The organism is Anaerotruncus massiliensis (ex Togo et al. 2026) (genome assembly GCF_030825285.1).
GTDB lineage: Bacteria > Bacillota > Clostridia > Oscillospirales > Ruminococcaceae > Anaerotruncus > Anaerotruncus massiliensis.
Genome location: NZ_JAPJQF010000050.1, coordinates 1 through 18787, shown reverse-complemented (window position 1 = coordinate 18787; position 18787 = coordinate 1). Strand labels below are relative to the sequence as shown.

The 18787-nt window shown below is 63.0% G+C and carries 10 protein-coding genes; all 10 read left to right on the top strand.

Features of this window, described 5'->3' with window-relative positions:
* The first annotated feature begins 408 nt into the window (after positions 1–408).
* The 10 genes from RCI06_RS11955 (at position 409) to RCI06_RS11910 (ending at position 18559) form a co-directional block, all read left to right on the top strand.
* A complete protein-coding gene (locus RCI06_RS11955) occupies positions 409–9123 on the top strand; it encodes a hypothetical protein (protein WP_306576203.1) in 8715 nt (2904 codons plus the stop codon).
* Positions 9124–9137: 14 nt separating this feature from the next.
* Positions 9138–9671: a hypothetical protein gene (locus RCI06_RS11950; RefSeq protein WP_306576202.1), complete on the top strand. Its 534-nt coding sequence runs from the start codon at positions 9138–9140 to the stop codon at positions 9669–9671.
* 101 nt (positions 9672–9772) lie between these two features.
* Positions 9773–10417, top strand: a complete 645-nt coding sequence (locus tag RCI06_RS11945; RefSeq protein ID WP_101551776.1) for a hypothetical protein — start codon at positions 9773–9775, stop codon at positions 10415–10417.
* A gap of 200 nt (positions 10418–10617) precedes the next feature.
* Positions 10618–11166, top strand: a complete 549-nt coding sequence (locus RCI06_RS11940; RefSeq protein ID WP_101551774.1) for a hypothetical protein — start codon at positions 10618–10620, stop codon at positions 11164–11166.
* 16 nt (positions 11167–11182) lie between these two features.
* Positions 11183–11668: a hypothetical protein gene (locus tag RCI06_RS11935; RefSeq protein ID WP_306576201.1), complete on the top strand. Its 486-nt coding sequence runs from the start codon at positions 11183–11185 to the stop codon at positions 11666–11668.
* Positions 11669–12096: 428 nt separating this feature from the next.
* A complete protein-coding gene (gene mgtE, locus RCI06_RS11930) occupies positions 12097–13446 on the top strand; it encodes a magnesium transporter (RefSeq protein ID WP_306576200.1) in 1350 nt (449 codons plus the stop codon).
* Positions 13447–13719: 273 nt separating this feature from the next.
* Positions 13720–14760, top strand: a complete 1041-nt coding sequence (locus RCI06_RS11925; RefSeq protein ID WP_306576199.1) for a beta-propeller fold lactonase family protein — start codon at positions 13720–13722, stop codon at positions 14758–14760.
* Positions 14744–16159 carry an NADP-dependent phosphogluconate dehydrogenase gene (gene gndA, locus RCI06_RS11920; RefSeq protein WP_101551767.1) on the top strand — a complete coding sequence of 472 codons (1416 nt, stop codon included), beginning with the start codon at positions 14744–14746 and terminating at the stop codon, positions 16157–16159. Before RCI06_RS11925 ends, gndA begins: the two co-directional genes overlap by 17 nt.
* Positions 16156–17544 (top strand): glucose-6-phosphate dehydrogenase, encoded by a 1389-nt coding sequence (gene zwf, locus RCI06_RS11915; RefSeq protein WP_276872553.1) that lies wholly within the window; start codon positions 16156–16158, stop codon positions 17542–17544. The genes gndA and zwf overlap by 4 nt, the downstream gene beginning before the upstream one ends.
* 373 nt (positions 17545–17917) lie before the next feature.
* The gene (locus tag RCI06_RS11910) at positions 17918–18559 is read left to right on the top strand and encodes a recombinase family protein (RefSeq protein WP_373690859.1); all 642 of its coding nucleotides are present in this window, start codon (positions 17918–17920) and stop codon (positions 18557–18559) included.
* Positions 18560–18787: the final 228 nt, after the last annotated feature.

Here is an 18787-nt window from a genome sequence, read left to right as displayed (position 1 = left end):
GTGTACACCGTCAAGGCGTTCCGCGGCGAAAACCTGCTGACCACGATGTCCCTGGACGCGCCTGAACCGCTTGCGATCACGGGGACGCTGGCGGAAGCTTACTGGAACCCCAACGCATCCAGCACCACTGTGGATGGGGTGGAAGTTCCCGGCGGTAACGATACGACCGGAGACGGCTCCAAGGATAAGCCTGTCCAGACGCTCACAAAAGCGATCGAGCTTATACAGGACAACGGTATCATCCACAATATGGCACAGTGGACAATTGGAACGGGTGAGGCGTCGTCCTTCTCGTTCGATGGGAAAAATGCAACGATCAAGCGTTTCGGGCATACGAACCCAATCTTTGGCATCGGACCGGATAAGGTAGTCCAATTTACCAACCTGAAACTCGACGGTGCCGGCGAAATGATTCGCGTTACCAGCAACGGCCAGCTCATCTTTGGCGCCGGCGTGGAGATGCTCAACGATGCCGCCATCCGTTTCGAAACAGGTTCCACCAAGCTGCTCCAGCTCAGTGGGAAACCAAACGACGGTGCGCTCTATCGCCTCAGCGTTTCCGACGAGCACGTGAGCGGCACGAATCCCTTTGATGTGGTTCAGGTGACCGCTTCCTCCCTCACAGCCGCGGATGCGGCAACCTACTTTGAAATCTCGATCGATAACAATACCGGATGGGGCCTGCGCGCGCGGGGCACCACAAAATACATCGAAGCATATAAGCTGGCGGACTATGCGGATAAAGCCGTCTACCTCTCGGCGGACGGCTCAGACAGCAACGACGGAGACCTTTCTTCCCGTCCGGTAAAGACCTTCGCAAGGGCAAGCCAGCTGATCAGGGACACCCAGCTCAAGGAAATCCGTATCACCGGAACCAAGCCGATCCCGGTTACTACAGCTGCAACCTGGTCCTTCCCGACGTCCTCCGGTTATCCGGAAGGCGTGGTCGTAACGCGCGATTCCCTGACCGGAGACATGATCAGCGTATCGAGTACCGGAAGCCTGACACTTCAGGACATCATTCTGGACGGCGCGTCTGTGAGCAATAACATCGTTCTTGTTGAAGGCGGTTCCGTGACCATCCATGGAGGCACCACGTTCCGCAAGTGGGGCTCTTCATCCTGCTATGCTGTCAAAGCGAGCGGGGCCGGTTCCACATTGTCGATGGACGGCGGCGAAATTGCCGGCGGCATGTATACGGATGGCCTATATGTCAGCGGCGAGGGCACCACGTTTACCATGTCCGGGAACGCGTCGATAAGCGGATGCAGATGGGGGGTATACATCACTACCAACGCAGCGTTTGTGATGGAAGGAGGGTCCATCGCCACAGCATCCTCCTCAACCAGTGCAAACGGCGTTTATGTCAGTGGGGGACCGTATTCCAACGCGACTTTTACGGCAATTGGCGGTACGATTACTTCCGCGTCAGGGAATGCGGTGAACGTAGCGGGAACGGGATTTCAATTTGACCCGACAAAAGCCGTGATCAACGGGAAAATTTATCTGGGCGATAACGGCGCGGTTGTAAACCTTCTGGCAAAACCGGCCGCCGGGAAGGTGTACAACCTTCAGCCGGGCAGCAATTACAGCGGAGTACCATACTTTGGCTCTGGAAGTGTTGTCGTCGTACCGGCGGGAGACCTCTCCAGCGCGGCAGACTGCGCGTCGAATTTTGTGGACGCGGAAGGAAAATATTCGATCGGTCCGTCGGGCAACAACCTGATTCTGGTAGGCTCGGGCGTCTACGTGGATGGCTCGTCCGGCGACGACAGCCGGAACGGCCTGACCCCCGCCACAGCGGTAAAGACGTTGGGCGCGGCGGCGCAGAAGGTAACCGGCCTTGGCAGCGATGACGACAAGATCGTCTACGTCTGCAGCACGGTGAAGGTCCTCACCGATGAAGGGACGGTCGACTTCGGCGGCGCGACGCTCCAGAGGCTGATGATGAATGACTTGGAGATCGGTCCCCTGGTGGAAGGGCAGTCGGGGGGCATTACGCTCCAAAACGTAACGTTCGACGGCCTGTACGGCTCTGCAAAGAATACCGGAAGCCAGACGGGGCTGCTCGCAATGTCCGGCGGATCGGTGACCTTGGGGACCGGGGTCACGCTGCAAAACCACGACACGAAAACCGGCCCTGTCGTGGTGGTATCGGGCGGAAGCCTGACCATGGCAAACGGCAGCAAACTGACAAACAACATCCTTAACAGGGATTCCCTTTCTACGGGTGGATGCGTTCTCTGGGTGCAGGACGGGACCTTTAACCTGCAATCGGGCGCGTCGATTTCCGCCAACAAAGAGCCCTCTGGAACCGCCACAGGCCAGCAAACGGTCCGTGTTTCCGGCGGCGTCTGCAATCTCTCCGGCGGCAGCATTTTCGGCAATACAGCCCGATTCTTCGGCGCGATCCGCCAGAGCGGCGGCACCATCAACATGACGGGCGGCAGCATCTACAGCAACACCGCATCGACGGGAGAAGATAATGGGCGGGATACCGGCGGCGTCAGTGTGGAAGGAACCGGGGTCTTTAACATGTCTGGCGGCAGCATCTACAGCAACAAGGCCAAGAGTGTCGGCGGCGTGTACGTCTACGGCGACGCGACAACCGCCGGGACCTTTGCCATGAGCGGTTCGGCCAGCATTGGAACCAACACGGCGACCGCCGGCACGGCCGGATTGCTGGTCAGCGGTACCCTGAAGATGGCAGGAAGTCCGTCTGTTTCGTCGGGTGTTTCGCTACAGAATACGGAGCGGCCGATCGTCCTTACAGGCGCTCTGACCGGTGCCAATAAATATACCCTTGCCCTCCCCGACACATTTGTCGGCAAGACGGTGGTGCAGGGCCTGGCGGGAACGGCCGACGCGGCAAGTTACCTGTCGCGCTTCCCGCTCAGCACCGCCAGCAAGCAAAGCCTGACGCTGCGCGGGGAATCTCCCAATATTGTCGCCGGGGGGCTGAACATCTATCTGGCGGGAGACGGCGACGACACCGCGGACGGCGAAAGCGTAGACACGGCGGTCAAGTCCCTGAGCCGTGCCTTGACGCTGCTGAAGTCCAAGCAGTCCGGCGCAAAAATTCTTTTCTGCCGGGCGCCGGTGGAGATCAGCTCGGGATCGCAGTCCTGGTCGACGACCGCTGTAACGAATAACGACGGCGCGACATGGACGCCGGTCCTGCAGCGTGCGCAGGGCTATACGCAGCCCTTCTTCAAGGTGACCGGCGGCACCCTTACTTTGGGAAATATTACACTCGACGGAAATGCCAGCGCGTTCACCAGCTCGACGGATTCCATTGTTTACATAAAGAGCGGGACCATGAACCTCAACAGCGGCGCCGTCGTCACCAACAACAATGGGTGCGGCGTGGGGGTCCCCAAGCAATATGAAGATGGGACAGGGACCCTCAATATCTCCGGGGGCACCATCTCCAACAACAAAGAATTTGGTGTTGTGGTTTACGGCGATTCCGCCAAATGTGTCATGACAAGCGGGACCCTCGATGGAAATGCCGGAGGGGTACAGGTCAGGAGCGGAACCTTCACGATGAGCGGCGGCGTCATCCAGAATTCAAAGGGTACGGGTTATTCTGATGCGGCGGTTTCCCTTAGTTATAAATCAACGTTCAATATGAGCGGTTCGGCCAAAATCACAAACAATTCCGCTTATTCGTCGACGAACGGCAGCGTGATCGTTTCCAGCGGGACCTTCAACATGAGCGGCGGCCAGATTTCGGCCAATAAGAGCGGACGCGGTGTTTCCGTCAGCGGCGGGACTTTTCAGATGAGCGGTGACGCGAAGGTCGGCGGGGACAGCTTTACGGATGCGAACCCCGCCGGCGGGGTTTACGCAAGCGGCGGCACCGTCGAAATCACCGGCGGCCAGATTTCTTATAACTACGGTCCCGGCATCCAAGCATACAACACAACGACATCCTCCGAGGACACCAGCGCGTTAAAAATCACGCTGGGAGACGGCACGAAGATTTACGGGAACCGGGCTGTCCAGGGGGCAGGCGTCTATCTTCAGACGTCCGCCTCCACGGGGATCGACTCTTTTAAGGTAAGCGGCGCCGCTGAAATCTATAACAACAACGCAACCGGAAGCGCCAGCAGCAATGGCGGCGGCGGCATTTACCTGGGCAAAAATGCGAAATTCGATATGACCGGCGGCAAGATTTACGGCAACGAGACCGCGGCTTCGGGCGGAGGCATCTGCGTGGGCGACGCAACGGCGTCCCTCACCATCTCCGGCGGCACCATTTCGAATAACCACGCGAATGGAACCACGGCGACTTCGGGCGGCGGCGGCGTTTCCCTTGTAAAGGGTGCGGGAATCACGCTCAACGGCGGAACAATTTCCGGAAACGACGCGGCGCGCAGCGGCGGCGGCATCTACGCGGCCGCGGGGAGTTCCGGCGCCATCGGCAATATCCAGCTGAACGGCGGAACCATCTCGGGCAATACCGCGAAGGGCACCACGACCGCCTATGGCGGCGGCGGAATCTGCCTGAACGACTACACAAAGGCAGAGTTCAATGGCACGCGGATTACCGGAAACACTGCCCAATATGGCGGCGGCGTTTATCTGACCGGAAGCAATGCGGAGTTCGTCGCGGTGCGCGGCGCTGTTACGGACAATACCGTCAGTTCCGGCGGAAACGGCGCGGGGGTCTACGTCGCAAGCCCGGGCTTCGAGCTGCAGGGCGGCGGAGCCGATATTTCGGGCGACATCTATCTGTCGGGAACCTCTTATCCGCTTCAGGTTTCACGCCTGATCTCCCAGACGTCCCGGCAGTATGAGGTCAGTCTGGCCGATTCGTTCAAGTCCGGGGGCGTCGTGGTCAAGCCGGACGGTTCGGAACTTTCAAGCGTAACGGCATATCTGAAGAATTTCTACACATCCAAATCCGGTTCCATCCTCGGCGAGGATGGAAAGAACATCGTCCTGCAGAGCATTGTCTTCCTCGATGGAACCAAGACGGCGTCCGGGGACGGCAGCACGCCCGACAAGGCGTTCAATAACTTTGCGGCCGCTTCGGCTGCCCTGACTTCCGGCAGCACGGCGATCTACATCTCCGGCCCCGTGACCGTCAGTGGCACGGAGAGCTGGACCCTGCCTACCGGCAAGTCCCTGCGCCGGTACTCCGGGTTCTCGGTCGCGGGCAAGGACGAATTCGATCCCTACTACGGGGATATGATCGTCGTGCCCACCGGCGCAACGCTGAATCTCGGTACGATCACGATCGAAGGCCGCCACAGTCAGGACATCGACTTTACGGCGACGGGCTCGATCATCCGGTTGAACGGCGGCACGGTGAATATGAATGCCGGCACGACGCTGCAAAACAACAGCACCTCCGGAAACGGCGGCGCGGTGCGCATCGACAGCGGCGCCTTCAACCTGAACGCGGGCACCATAGCCAATACGGCCGCGAAGCAGGGCGGCGCGGTTTACCAAAACGGGACCTTCAACGTGAAATCCGCGGCGACCGTCTCGGGAGAGGTCTATCTCGGCACGGGCAAGACCGTCGGCGTCGCCGGCAGCGCGGGGACCGCGCTCAGCCTCGACATGGACGACGCGGCGGCGGCGCGCGCGGTCGTGACCTACACCACCGCGCCCACCAGCTTGAATCTCAATACCGAGCTGGCGAAATACACCCTTTCGGACGACGTCGCGCCGCTCTATAAGCTCGCCCGCAGAAGTACGGATACCAAGGTCTTCGAACTCCAGGAGAAGGGCGGCATCTACGTCGACGGAACCCGCAGCGCCGCGAGCGGCGACGGTACGGAACCCTCCAAGGCGGTCAAGACGCTGGGCGAGGCATACCAGAAGCTGGCGGGCACGGGCGGCGGAACCATCTACGTGGTGAACCCGGTTACGGTCAGCAGCACGATCACGCTGGGCCGGAGCTACACCGAGAGCAGCACGACCTATAACGCGGGCGGCCCGGTGACGATCAAACGGTACTCCAAACCGGCTGCCTTCACGACGGGAAGCAATACGGGTACCCTCATCAATGTCACGGGCGGTACGCTGACGCTCGCCGAGGGCCTCACGGTCGACGGTCACAGCGCCGCGGTCACGCAGGGCAAGGAGACCGTCCAGGCCCCGGCCGTGACGGCGGTGGCCCCGCTGATCTCGATCAGCGGCGGAACCGTGTCCGTCCAGAGCGGCGCGGTGCTCAAGGATAACAACAACGCCTCCGGAAACGGCGGCGCGGTGGCGACGAGCGGCACGGGAATTCTGACGATGACCGGCGGCACGATCGCGAACATGAAGGCGCCGCAGGGCGCGGCGATCCACCACAGCGGCTCGGCGCTCAATCTCAGCGGCGGCCCGTCGATCGCGGGAGAGGTCTACCTGAACGGCACGGGCAAGGTCATCAGCGTGCCGGGCAATACGATTGGGAACACCGCGCTGACGATCGGCATCGACAGCGCGAGCGCCAAGGAAAACCGTGCCGTGGTGGCCTACTCCTCAACGCCGACGGCGGCGGTGGAAACGCCGAAATACACCCTCAGCGAGGCGGTGTCGGCGGCCTTCTACCTGAACGCGAGCGGCAGTAACCTGGTGCTCGCGGCCAAGGGCGCGGTCTATCTCGACGGTGTCAACGGCCTTGATACGCGGACGGGCGTAAGCCCGGCGCAGGCGGTCAAGACGCTGGGCAAGGCCTATGAGAAGATGAAATCCAATAACGCGAACACCCTCTATATCGTCAATACCGTGACGGTCGACTCGTCTGTCGAGCTCAGCGGCAGGTACTGCTATGTCGGCGGCGCGACCTATGACGCGGGAGCTCCGGTGACCATCCGGCGCTACTCCAAGCCCACCAATCCGCCGACAGGTTTTGAGGCGCTGAAAAATGGCGTGTCACTCTTCTCGATCGTGGACGGCGGCACCCTGACGCTCGAAAACATCACGATCGACGGCCACCGCTACGCGATCACTTCGGGCAAAACTTCCGTGATCGCACCCGGGATTAAGGCACATGAACTCATCAACATTTCAGCGGGCGGGACCCTCATGATGAATGAGGGCGCGGTACTCCAAAATAACAGCACCGACGGCGCAGGCGGAGGAGTATACAACTACGGCGCCGGAACAGTGGTGATGAACGCCGGAAGCCTCGTAACCAAGTGTACGGCGGATCTCAACGGCGGCGGCGTCTTTGTCAACGGCGGTACCTGCACCATTACAAACGCGGAGGTTTCAAACTGTGAGGCGGGGCTGAACGGCACATATAACGGCGGCGGAGTCTATGTCAGTGGAACGCTTGCGATGACCGGCTCGACGCTGTCCGAAAACACCGCGCCGAACGGTGCGGGCCTGTATCTGTCCTCGGGCAAGCACGAGATCAGCAATACCGTTTTCTCCAACAACACAGCCTCGGGAAACGGCGGCGGCGTGTATATGCAAAACTTTTCCCAAACGACCACGCTGAACCGCTGCACCTATGAGAACAACACAGCGACGCTCGGCGGGGGGATCTACGCGCTTATCGGCTTCGAAATGAACGGCGGGTCCTTCTCGGGCAACAGCGGAGGCGGCGGTGGCGGAATCTGTATGACCTCCACGTCGACCCGCTCCCTGACGTTGAACGGCTCGTCCGACCTGAGCTTCGGGGAGGGCCAGGAGATTTTCCTGGGCGGCAAAACACAGATCAATGTCACGGCGAACCTGCCCTCCGGCGCGAGCATCCCCGTGGCCCTGGATGGGGGAGACTGCTATCTCGGCCGCCCGATTGTCGTCTTTGATTCAAGCGTGACGAACGACGCGACCGACCAGCTCGGCAAATTCTCGTTGGCGCACGCCGAGTACCACACATTCGCGTTCGTCATTCGGGCCTCGGACAAAAAGGTCATTGAGCTCGGCTATCCGCGCTCGATCACAGCCCAGCCCGAAGACGCCTTCGTGAAGCTGGGAACCCCGGCGTCCTTCACAATCACGACGGCGGGCGACACCCCGACGGGCTACCGCATCTTCAATAAGACGAAGAACGCCTATGTGGCCGGTGCGATCCTGGCGTTACCCGCCGCCGGCGACCCCAATACCGTGACGGTTTCCTTCACGCCGACGCTTGCCGACGGCGCGGGCGAATACCAGGTCGAGGCGGTGTATGGGACCGGCGACTCCGCGGAAACCCTGCGAAGCGACCCGGCGGTGCTCTCCCTCTGGGAGCTCGCCTACAGCGCCGGAAACGACGCGCTGACCACTTCGATCGAGTTGGCGTCGATGGTTCCCAACGACGCGGCGACCTTCACGGTGCGCAGTGGTTATAACAAGGCCATGAAGCTGGGGGTGGGAAGCTACCAGTATACCCCGGACGATGGATTTACTATCGACTGGGGAACCACCAATTATGTCAATCCCCAGATATATCGGACCACCTGGGGCAGCGAAGACGCCATGAAGAACATTGCGTTCATGCGGCATGACGGTACCCAATACATGAGCGTCAGTCCGGGCGATACACAAATGTCGGTCGACGTGGCGGCCAATGAGGCACATCCTTTCAAAATAGAGGTATATAACGCCAATGCGATCGCGGAGCGGCACACCGGCACACTGGGCATGAACCTGTCGCTGCTGGACGGCGGCACGGAGACGAAAAAAGCCGAAAGCTCCGCCGAGGTCAAATTCCTGATGCAGCCCGCGGCGATCAACGCGACCCTGCCGCTCACCGTCCAGTCCTACGGCTACGGCGCGGACGGCTCGGTGGCGGTCCCGACGAACTACGGCATCCAGAACGGCTCCAACTTCCCGATCAAGGTGACGGGGCTCTCGGCGGAGGCCGCTTCGGACTTCCGGCTCATGGACCCCTCCTCCTTCGTGGACGGTGCGGACAGGACCTACCTCGTCAACAAGAACCAGATGTCCCACGGGCAGGCGACCCTGCGGCTGGCGGACCAGCAGATCACGACCGCTTCCGCGGGCGGAAGCTGGATGGCGGGCGCGGACTTCACCGGCTGGGCGATCGCGGGCGCGGCGTCCGAGGGGGCGTGGGTCTCCTACCCGATCGCGATCGAGAGCTACATCGCCAAGGGCGAGGACAGCACGACCGGGAAGCAGCTCGCCCAGGTGACCTATACGGTGGGCATCTCGCCCGAGAGCGTGAGCTGAGGAGGTGATGTGAAATGAACGAGACCGAAAGCGCCCCGCGGAAAAAGCGGGGACGCGCATGGCTTGCCGCGGGAATCGCGGTTGTTCTGGTCACGGCAGCGGCTGCGGGATTTTTCTGGTGGCGCAGCAGCCACCGGCAGGACAGCTTCTTTGACGTGAGCGCGCTGACCGGCGCGCTGCCGGGAAAGAGCGAGGAGGAGGTCATCGCCGAGCTCAACCGGGTGGTGGACGAAGGCATGTTCAACATCGCGATCAATTCCTACATCACCTTCCCGGACGCAAAAGGCGAGGGCGTCGCGAACATCGAGAACGTCCCGGGAAACCGCTACAACATGACGGTGTCAATCGTTTTGGACGACACCGGGGAAACCGTTTACCAATCCAAGGGCATCAAGCCGGGCCAATACATACAGAAAATCAGGCTCGACGAGGAGCTGCCCGAGGGTTTCTATTACGCAACCGCGGTATTTACCGCCTACGCTCAGGATGAGGCGCACACCCGCGTCGGCCAGGCGGCCGCAAAGATCCAACTGGAAGTGGGAGGCTGAGGCGGCCGCGTATCGGCAGAAGGGGGAATGCGAGCGAAACGGTCATTCATCAAACGTCATTATAAAACCCATATCATATCAACATCAGGAGGTCAAAAATCATGAAAAAAATGTTAGCAGTTCTTCTCGCGGTATCCATCGTTCTGACCCTGAGCATCACCGCTTTCGCTGCCGGCGAAACCAGCGTGGCGGACCCCACGCAGATTAGCCCGGATGCGGACGGTAAGTACAGCGCGGACACCTCGTTCAACCTCACGGTCGATAAAGACGCGACCAACCCCGATCTGAACTCCCAGATCAACGTCTCGATTCCGCTCTCCGTCGCCATGTACGGCTACGGCGCCGACGGTTCCGCCGCAGAGCCGACCGAGTACCGCATCGAGAATAAGGGCAAGATCGCCGTCAAGGTGACGAACATCACATCCGCGGGCCAGAACGGCTGGACGCTGAAGGCCCCGACCTCGATCGGCAGCCCGACCCTGACCGCCGGCAAGCTGAACATTGCGGACTACAAGCCCGGCGACAACAACCTGACCGCGAAACAGTTAGTCCTCTATATCAACGGCGTGAGCGTCCACGAGGAGATCACCGCCCCGGCCGCCGCCGACTGGACTGTCAACGCCCCGGCGGAAGGCGTTACCGACCCGGTCAAGAAGATGCTCCCGCTCGAGTGCTTCGTCGCGAAGGGCGATTCCACTGCCAACGCGCTGGCCGTCAAGGTCACCTACACGATCGCCGCCGCGTAATCGGATTCATATCCTGTTTGCACTTAACCTGAGACATTTCTCCGGGAACCCCGCGCGGAAGCCTTCCGCGCGGGGCCCGGGGCCCCTTTTACAAGAATACCCACCGAAGCCCGCGGGGTTTCCCCGCGCCCCAAATTTAGAATACACGCGCCCGCAGGGGCGGTTGCGATAGAAAAAACAGAGGATAGGCGGTCGAAGGTATGGAAGAGCAAAAGACGCCCGAGAGGGCCGAAGCCCGGACGGACGGCGGCAAAAAGCTGCTGCTGGCGGCCTGCGTGCTGCTGGCGGCGGCGCTGGTCGTCCTGCTGGTCATCCTGCTGCGGACCCCGAAGGCGGGGCCGTCCGGCATGGTGCGGGATACGGCCGCGCTGGCCGGGCAACTGGAAAACAAGACGGAGGAAGAGATCATCGCCGAGCTCAACCGGGTGGTGGACGAGGGGATGTTCAACATTTCGATCAACACCACGCCCACCTTTACGAACGGGAAGGCGGAAGGACCGCTCCAGATCGAAAACGTGCCGGGCAACCAGTACCTCATGCAGGTGCAGATCACGCTGGACGACACGGGCGAGCTGATTTACCAGACGGGGCTCATCGAGCCCAACCACCACATCCAGTCGGCTAAGCTCGACGTGGAGCTGGAAAAGGGCGAATATCTCGCGACCGCGGTCTTCAACGCCTACGCCCTCGAAACGGAGGAGTACGTCGGTTCGGCGGGCGCCAAAATGACCATCACGGTTTTAAACTGACAGGGGAGGGACCAGAATGAAACGAATGATCAGGCTGCTTGCGGGGTGTCTCCTGAGCCTCTGCCTGCTGCTTCCCGGCGTGACGGCGCTGGCCGCGCCGGACGATACGGGAGAGGTGATCGATCCGTCCCTTCCGGCGGCCGCCGGCCGGGCGGGCACTCCGGAGGAGGAGACCGGCAGCCCCTCGGGCACCGAGGTGGGGGACCCGGGCGATTTCACGCTCGGCGAGGACGGCAGGCTCCAGGCCTCGACCGCCTTTTTCCTCACGATTGAAAAGGCGCCCTCGGGCGGCGGGAGTTCGGGCGGCGGTTCGGGCGATTCCGGCGGCATCCTGCGCCCGCTCATCCCGCTCGACGTGAAGATCATCGAGGAGATCCCCATCCCGGTCTCGCCGATCCCCGACACGGGCGACGGCTCCCTGCCGCCCGCGCTGCTCTTTGCGCTGCTCGCGTCGTCGGGCGCGGCCGCCGCGCTCTGCGCGCGGCGGAAACAGGATCCGTAACCATGCGTTTCCCTGCCGGTTCCGCTTTCTCCGGAAAGCGGGGCCGGTTTTTTCTGCGCATGGACGGCGTGCGGAATGGGATGGGCAAGGAGCGCGGATTTTTCGATAATGCAAATAAAACGGTGAAAAACGGTTGAAACGGGCGTGAAAAAGTGCTATTCTCGTATTAGGGGATTTTTGCAGAAAAAATCGCCGAATTGAGCAAAAAAGGAGGAAAAATCAGTGGATAACTGCGGCCGAAGTACCAAAATAGACAGCGACGTTCCGTTGCGGGCCGGGAAAACCGCGTTTCCGCCTGATTTTTCCCGCAGATAGCATCCCGCAGGAATATCGCCGTACGGGGGCGCCGGGTTTGGCCGGGGTCCCCGTGCGGTTTTGTCTGTTTGGGGCTTCCTCGCTGTAACGAAAGCAGACAGGAGGATGAACCAATGGAAATGGAATACGATTTCGACCTGCTCATGGGGTACCTTGAAAACCGCGATTACCGCAGCCTGCGCGCCGCGCTCGCCGAGGAAAACGAGGTGGACATCGCCGACTTCATCGAGCGGCTTCCGCAGGAAAAGGCGACCCTCGCCTTCCGCACGCTGCCCAAGGAGCTGGCGGCGGAGGTCTTTTCCAACCTGCCGCCCGAGACCCAGCAGGTGATCGTCGGGTCGATCACCGACAAGGAGCTCTCCGCCATCGTGGAGGACCTCTTCGTGGACGACGCGGTCGACATGCTCGAGGAGCTGCCCGCCAGCGTTGTGAAGCGGGTACTCAAAAGCGCGGCGCCCGAGACCCGCAGCCTCATCAACCAGTTCCTCAACTATCCCGAGAACTCGGTCGGCAGCATCATGACGGCGGAGTTCATCGACCTGCGCAAGTCGATGACCGTGCAGGACGCGATCAAGCGCATCCGGCGCACCGGCGAGGACAGCGAGCTGATCTACACCTGCTACGTGATCGACGACCGGCGTCTGCTCGAAGGGGTCGTGACCGTCAAGGACCTGCTGCTCGCCCAGGACGACGAGACGATCGGCGCGCTGATGGAGCCCGACGTGATCACCGCCGAGACGACCGAGGACCGGGAGGAGGCCGTCCAGCGGATGATGAAGTACGACTTCATCTCAATGCCGGTGGTCGACCGGGAAAACCGCCTGGTCGGCATCGTCACCGTCGACGACGTGATGGACGTCATGGAGGAGGAGGCCACCGAGGACTTCGAGAAGATGGCCGCCATCGTCCCCTCCGAGCGCCCCTACCTGCGCACCGGCGTCTTTACCCTCGCGAAAAACCGCATCGTCTGGCTGCTCGTGCTCATGATTTCGGGCATGATCACCGGCGGCATCCTCGGGCGTTATGAGGCCGCCTTCGCCGCCATGCCGCTGCTCGTCACCTTTATCCCCATGCTCACCGACACGGGGGGCAACGCGGGCAGTCAGTCGAGCACGCTGGTCATCCGCGGTATGGCCGTCGGTGACATCGGGCCCGCCGACTTCTTCCAGGTGCTGTGGAAGGAGCTGCGGGTCAGCCTCGTCGTCGGCGCGGCGCTCTCCGCCGTCAACTTCGCGCGGCTGCTGATCACCCATCCCGGAAGCCCCGCCCTTGCGCTGACCGTCGCGCTCGCCCTTTTTGCCACCGTCGTCATGGCCAAGACGATCGGCGGCGTGCTCCCGATGGCCGCGCGGATGCTCAAAGCCGACCCCGCCATCATGGCCGCTCCCCTCATCACCACGATCGTGGACGCGTTCGCGCTCGTCATCTATTTTTCGGTGGCGCAGGCGCTGCTCGGCCTCTGACGGACCACGCGCGCCCCGGGACCGCCTTGGCGGTCCCGGGGCTTTTTCGCGGGCGTCTGCGGGAAAAGGGGTTGACATTTGAACTGTAAATGATATTATTACAGTTGGAGAATGGAATTTTCCGGATGTCCGCGCGTGCGTCCCCTTGACAACCGGGGCGGCGCGGCATATGATAGAAAAGTAAACAGTATCAGTTATCGTTTTCGATTCCGCGGACGCGCATAAACCGGCGGGCCCCGCGGCATGCTTGTGACAGACGGAAAGGAGACGGGTATGGCAATTCTCACGGGATATCTCGGCACCTACGATTCGCCGCGCAGCCGCGGCGTTTTCCGCTTCTCCTTCGACGGGGAGACGGGCGCGCTCACCGCGCCCGAGCTCCTCCTTGAGGCGCCCGACGCCAAATACCTCGCGCTGCGGGACGGCCTGCTCGCCGCTCCGGTGCGGCGGGGCAGCCGCGCGGGGCTCTGCCTCGCCGACCTGCGCGCCTCCGGCGGGCCCTGCGTCGTCGAATACCTCTGCGAGATGACGCCCGGCTGTTATACCGCCTTTGACGGGGACCGGGTCTACGGCGCGAACTTCCACGAGGGGACGGTGACCGTCTACCGGCTGGAGGCGGACGCGCCGCTCTTTGAAAAGCGGATCGAGATCGCCCCGGGGGCCGGCTGCCACCAGGTGCTGGCGCGGGGGCGGTTTCTGCTTGTGCCCTGCATGAACCTCGACGAGATCCGCCTCTTCGACCGGGAGAGCCTGGCCCCCGCGGGGAGCGTCCCCTTCCCGAAGGGGAGCGGGCCGCGCCACGGGGTGTTCGACCGGGCGGGGGAGCGGCTTTTCGTGGCGGCGCAGGGGGACAACACGCTCTACAGCTTCGGGGCGGGGCCGAAGGGGTTCGTCCCGGCCGGGGCCGAGCCGCTGCTGCCGCCCGGCGCGCGGGAGGGGAGCGAGGCGGCGGCCGTGCGGCTCTCGAACGACGAGCGGTTCCTCTACGTCTCGGTGCGGGGGGAAAACGTGATCGCCGTGCTCGAAGCCCGGGGGACGCGCACGCGGGTGATCCAGCGCGCGCCCTGCGGAGGCGACCACCCGCGCGACATCCTGCTCTCCCCCGACGGGCGGTTCCTTCTCGCGGCGAACCGGAACGCGGGCGGGCTTGTGTGCTTCACGGTCGACCGGGAGACGGGGCTCATCGGAAAGGAATGCGCGCGCGTGGATGCGTGCGAAGGGGTGGCGGTTGTGCTCGACGCCCCGAATGAAGACGCTCAGGCCGCCCCGGGGGGCGGCGGGAAAGGATGGATGACGGATGCAGGCGCTTTTTGACATCGGAATGGTGGGGCTTTCGGTGATGGGCCGGAGCCTCGCGCTCAACATGGCGGACCACGGCTTCCGGGTGGCGGGCTACAACCGCAGCCGCGAGGTGACCGAACAGGTGATGCGGGAACACCCGCATGAGAACCTCTCCCCCTTCTACAGCCTCCAGGAGCTCGTGGCGGCCCTCAGACGGCCCCGCAGGGTCATGCTGATGATCCAGGCCGGTTCGCCGGTCGACGCGGTTATCGGGCAGCTGGAGCCGCTGCTCGAGGAGGGGGACATCCTCCTCGACGGGGGCAACTCCTTCTTCGAGGACACCCGGCGGCGGCAGGCCGCGCTCGAAAAGAAGGGGATCGTCTACTTCGGCGTGGGCGTCTCGGGCGGCGAGGAGGGCGCGCGGCACGGCCCCTCGATCATGCCGGGCGGCGACGAGCAGGCATACCCGCTCGTGCGCCCGGTGCTGGAGGCGGTGGCCGCGCGCGCGGCGGGAGAGCCCTGCTGCGCCTACATCGGCCCGGATGGCGCGGGGCACTACGTCAAGATGGTGCACAACGGCATCGAATACGCCGACATGCAGCTCATCGCGGAGAGCTACCTGCTGCTCAGGCATGTGGGGGGCTTTTCCAACCGGGAGCTGGCGGACGTCTTCGCACGCTGGAACGAGGGGGAGCTGCGCAGCTTCCTGGTCGGCATCACGGCGGGCGTCTTCCGCGAACGGGACGACCTGGCGGAGGGGGAGCTCATCGACCGGATCGTCGACAGCGCCGCCCAGAAGGGCACCGGCCGCTGGGCGAGCATCGAGGCGCTCAGGCAGGGGGTGGACCTCTCGATGATCACCGCCGCCTGCAACGCCCGCATCCTCTCCAACCGGCTGGAGGAGCGCGCCGCGGCCGCGAAGCTGCTGCCCGGTCCGGAGCCGGCGCGGGCGGGGGACCGGGAAGCCTTTGCCGAGCAGGTGCGCGAGGGGCTCTACGCCGCGAAGATCGCCGCCTACGCGCAGGGCTTCGCGCTGCTGCGCGACGCGTCCGGGCGGTACGGCTGGGACCTGAGGCTCGGGGAGATCGCGTCGATCTTCCGCGCCGGGTGCATCATCCAGGCCGCCTTCCTCGACGACATCACCGCCGCTTACCGGCGGGACCCGGGGCTCGAAAACCTCATGCTGGACGAATTCTTCCGCGCGCGGGTCGCCGATAACCAGCGGAGCCTGCGCGCCGCCGCGGGGGCGGGGATTGCCTCCGGGCTGCCGCTGCCCGCGATGACCGCCGCCGTCTCCTATCTTGACGCCTTCCGGGGCGCGCATGTCGGCGCGAACCTCATCCAGGCACAGCGCGACTGGTTCGGCGCGCACACCTTCCTGCGCACCGACCGGGAGGGCAGCTTCCACCACGAATGGGGGAAGGGACTATGAAGGCGTTCACCATCTTCGGCGGCACCGGCGACCTCACCTTCCGCAAGCTGCTGCCCGCCCTCTACAACGCCGGCGAGTCCGGTGGGCCGGGCGCGGATTACCGCATCCTCATCATCGGGCGGCGGGACTACACCGACGAGGGCTACCGCGAGCTCGCGCGGGAATGGGTCCGCAAATACGCCCGCCTGCCCTATTCCGAGGAGGCGTTCGGCCGGTTCGCCGGACGCATCGGCTACTACCGGATGGACTTTTCCGACCCGGCGGCCTACGCCGGGCTGGAGGAATACTATGAGGCGGAGGGAGTCGACGGGCATATCTTCTACCTCGCGGTCGCGCCCCGCTTCTTCGGCGTGATCGCCGACGGGCTCGCCGCGGTGCGCGGGGCGCGCCGGGGCAAGGTCATCCTCGAAAAGCCGTTCGGCGAAAGCCTCGCGGCCGCCGGGGAGCTCAACCGCAGGCTGGAGGCCTTCTTCGACCCCGAAAACATCTACCGCATCGACCACTACCTCGGCAAGGAGATGGTCCGCAACATCCAGACCATCCGCTTTACCAACCCCATCTTCACCAACCTCTGGGACGCGCGGTTCATCGAATCGGTACAGATTTCCGCCCTCGAGGAGGAGGGGGTCGGCACGCGCGGCGGTTATTACGACACGAGCGGCGCGCTCAAGGACATGGTGCAGAACCACCTGTTCCAGATCCTGTCGATCGTCGCCATGGAGCGGCCCGCGCAGTTCTCCGGCCCCGATATGCACGCCGAGCAGCTCAAGGTTCTGCGCGCTCTGCGTCTGCCCGAGGCGGGCGGGGTGCGCGACGCCCTGCTGCTCGGGCAGTACGCGGGCTACCGCGCGGAAAAGGCGGTCGCGCCCGATTCCTCCACCGAGACATACGCCGCGCTGCGCCTCTTCATCGACAACGACCGCTGGCGTGGCGCGCCCTTTTACATCCGCACCGGCAAAAAGCTCGGCCGGCGGGAGATGCAGGTCGCAGTCGTCTTCCGCCGTCCCTCCCCCGACGTGGCTCACGACGTGCTCCTCATCAAGATCCAGCCCACCGAGGGGGTTTACCTGCAGTTCAACATCAAGCGCCCCGGCGATACCGACGAGGTCGCGCAGGCGAAGATGGATTTCTGTCAGAGCTGCTCGCTCGAAAACCGCATCAACACCCCCGAGGCGTACGAGCGGCTGCTCGGCGCCTGCATCCGCGGCGAGCGGTCGTGGTTCTCCCAGTGGGACCAGATCGAAACGAGCTGGCGGTTCGTCGAACGCCTGCGGGAGCTCGGCCGCGCCGAGGGCCTGCCGGTCCTGAACTACGAGCCCGGCTCGATGGGCCCGCCCGAGGCGGACGCACTGCTCGCGCGGTTCGGGCACGGCTGGTTCCATTGAGCGGAAAGCCCGGTCTTGCAAATCGCGGGGGAGTCCTATATAATAGGCAGTACAATCGTTGAATGATAGTGAAACCAAAGAGAACGGGTATCCGACGGAGACATTATGGTAACGAGCGTCATGCTTGCCGACAGAAATCCATGCCCGGCCCCGCGTCCTGGTACAATTGAAAAGGATATTGTTGTCAAAGCGGCTCCAAACCAAAATCCGGTTTGGAGCCGCTTTGGGTTTTACTGCCCTGATTCTGTCAGATTTAACAGGATTTGCACCCGCTCCCGCCGCCCGGACGGGCGTATGGGGCGGGAAAGAAGCGGGCGGCGGGTGTTTTATCGGCCTTCCCGGTGATACTATCTTATGACACGTTTTCAGGGAGATGTCGCCGGCGTATCCGCGCCGGAGGAGGGAAGGATTTTTGGAGACACGTATATTCGGATACGCGCGGGTGTCGACCCGGGACCAGAACGAAGACCGCCAGCTCATCGCGCTGGCGGAGGCCCGGGTGCGCCCGGAATTCCTCTTTGTGGATAAACAGAGCGGCAAGGACTTCAACCGTCCCGCCTACCGCAAGCTCTACCGGAAGCTCAAAAAAGGGGATATGCTCATCGTTAAAAGCATCGACCGGCTGGGCCGCAACTACCAGGAGATCATGGAGGAGTGGCGCAACATCACCAAAAAGAAGGGCGCCGACATTCGCGTGCTCGACATGCCGCTGCTCGACACCAGCCAGAGCCGCGACCTGCTCGGCACCTTCATCAGCGACCTGGTGCTCCAGCTCCTCTCCTTCGTCGCCCAGAACGAGCGGGAGAACATCCGCCGCCGCCAGGCCGAGGGGATCGCCGCCGCCAAGGCGCGCGGGGTCGAGTTCGGCCGCCCCCATAAGTCGCTTCCCAACCACTTCGACGAGCTGCTCTGCCAGTGGCAGCGCAAGGAGCTGACCGCCGCCGAGATTGCCAAGCTGTGCGGCGTCAGCCGCTCGACCATCTACCGCCGCCGCAAGCAGACGGGGGAGAGCTGATTTGCCGCGCTGCGCCCGGCGGGGCTTTTTGCGCGCCCCTCCGGGGCGCTTTGGATTTGCCTCGCTGTGCCCGGCGGGGCTAAGACGGGAATTGCCGCTTTCCAAGCGGCAAGAATGACGAGCGCGTTCCGCCGCGCACCACGGGTTCCTTTTCGGACGGACGAAAAGGAACCAAAAGTCCGCCTAAGGGGGCTCCGCCGCCCCCTTAGGTATCCCCTGGAGTACCTT

Coding starts and splice junctions, on each gene's coding strand:
- RCI06_RS11955 (WP_306576203.1), top strand. CDS start 409: ATGATTCGCGTTACCAGCAACGGCCAGCTCATCTTTGGCGCCGGCGTG.
- RCI06_RS11950 (WP_306576202.1), top strand. CDS start 9,138: ATGAACGAGACCGAAAGCGCCCCGCGGAAAAAGCGGGGACGCGCATGG.
- RCI06_RS11945 (WP_101551776.1), top strand. CDS start 9,773: ATGAAAAAAATGTTAGCAGTTCTTCTCGCGGTATCCATCGTTCTGACC.
- RCI06_RS11940 (WP_101551774.1), top strand. CDS start 10,618: ATGGAAGAGCAAAAGACGCCCGAGAGGGCCGAAGCCCGGACGGACGGC.
- RCI06_RS11935 (WP_306576201.1), top strand. CDS start 11,183: ATGAAACGAATGATCAGGCTGCTTGCGGGGTGTCTCCTGAGCCTCTGC.
- mgtE (WP_306576200.1), top strand. CDS start 12,097: ATGGAAATGGAATACGATTTCGACCTGCTCATGGGGTACCTTGAAAAC.
- RCI06_RS11925 (WP_306576199.1), top strand. CDS start 13,720: ATGGCAATTCTCACGGGATATCTCGGCACCTACGATTCGCCGCGCAGC.
- gndA (WP_101551767.1), top strand. CDS start 14,744: ATGCAGGCGCTTTTTGACATCGGAATGGTGGGGCTTTCGGTGATGGGC.
- zwf (WP_276872553.1), top strand. CDS start 16,156: ATGAAGGCGTTCACCATCTTCGGCGGCACCGGCGACCTCACCTTCCGC.
- RCI06_RS11910 (WP_373690859.1), top strand. CDS start 17,918: ATGTCGCCGGCGTATCCGCGCCGGAGGAGGGAAGGATTTTTGGAGACA.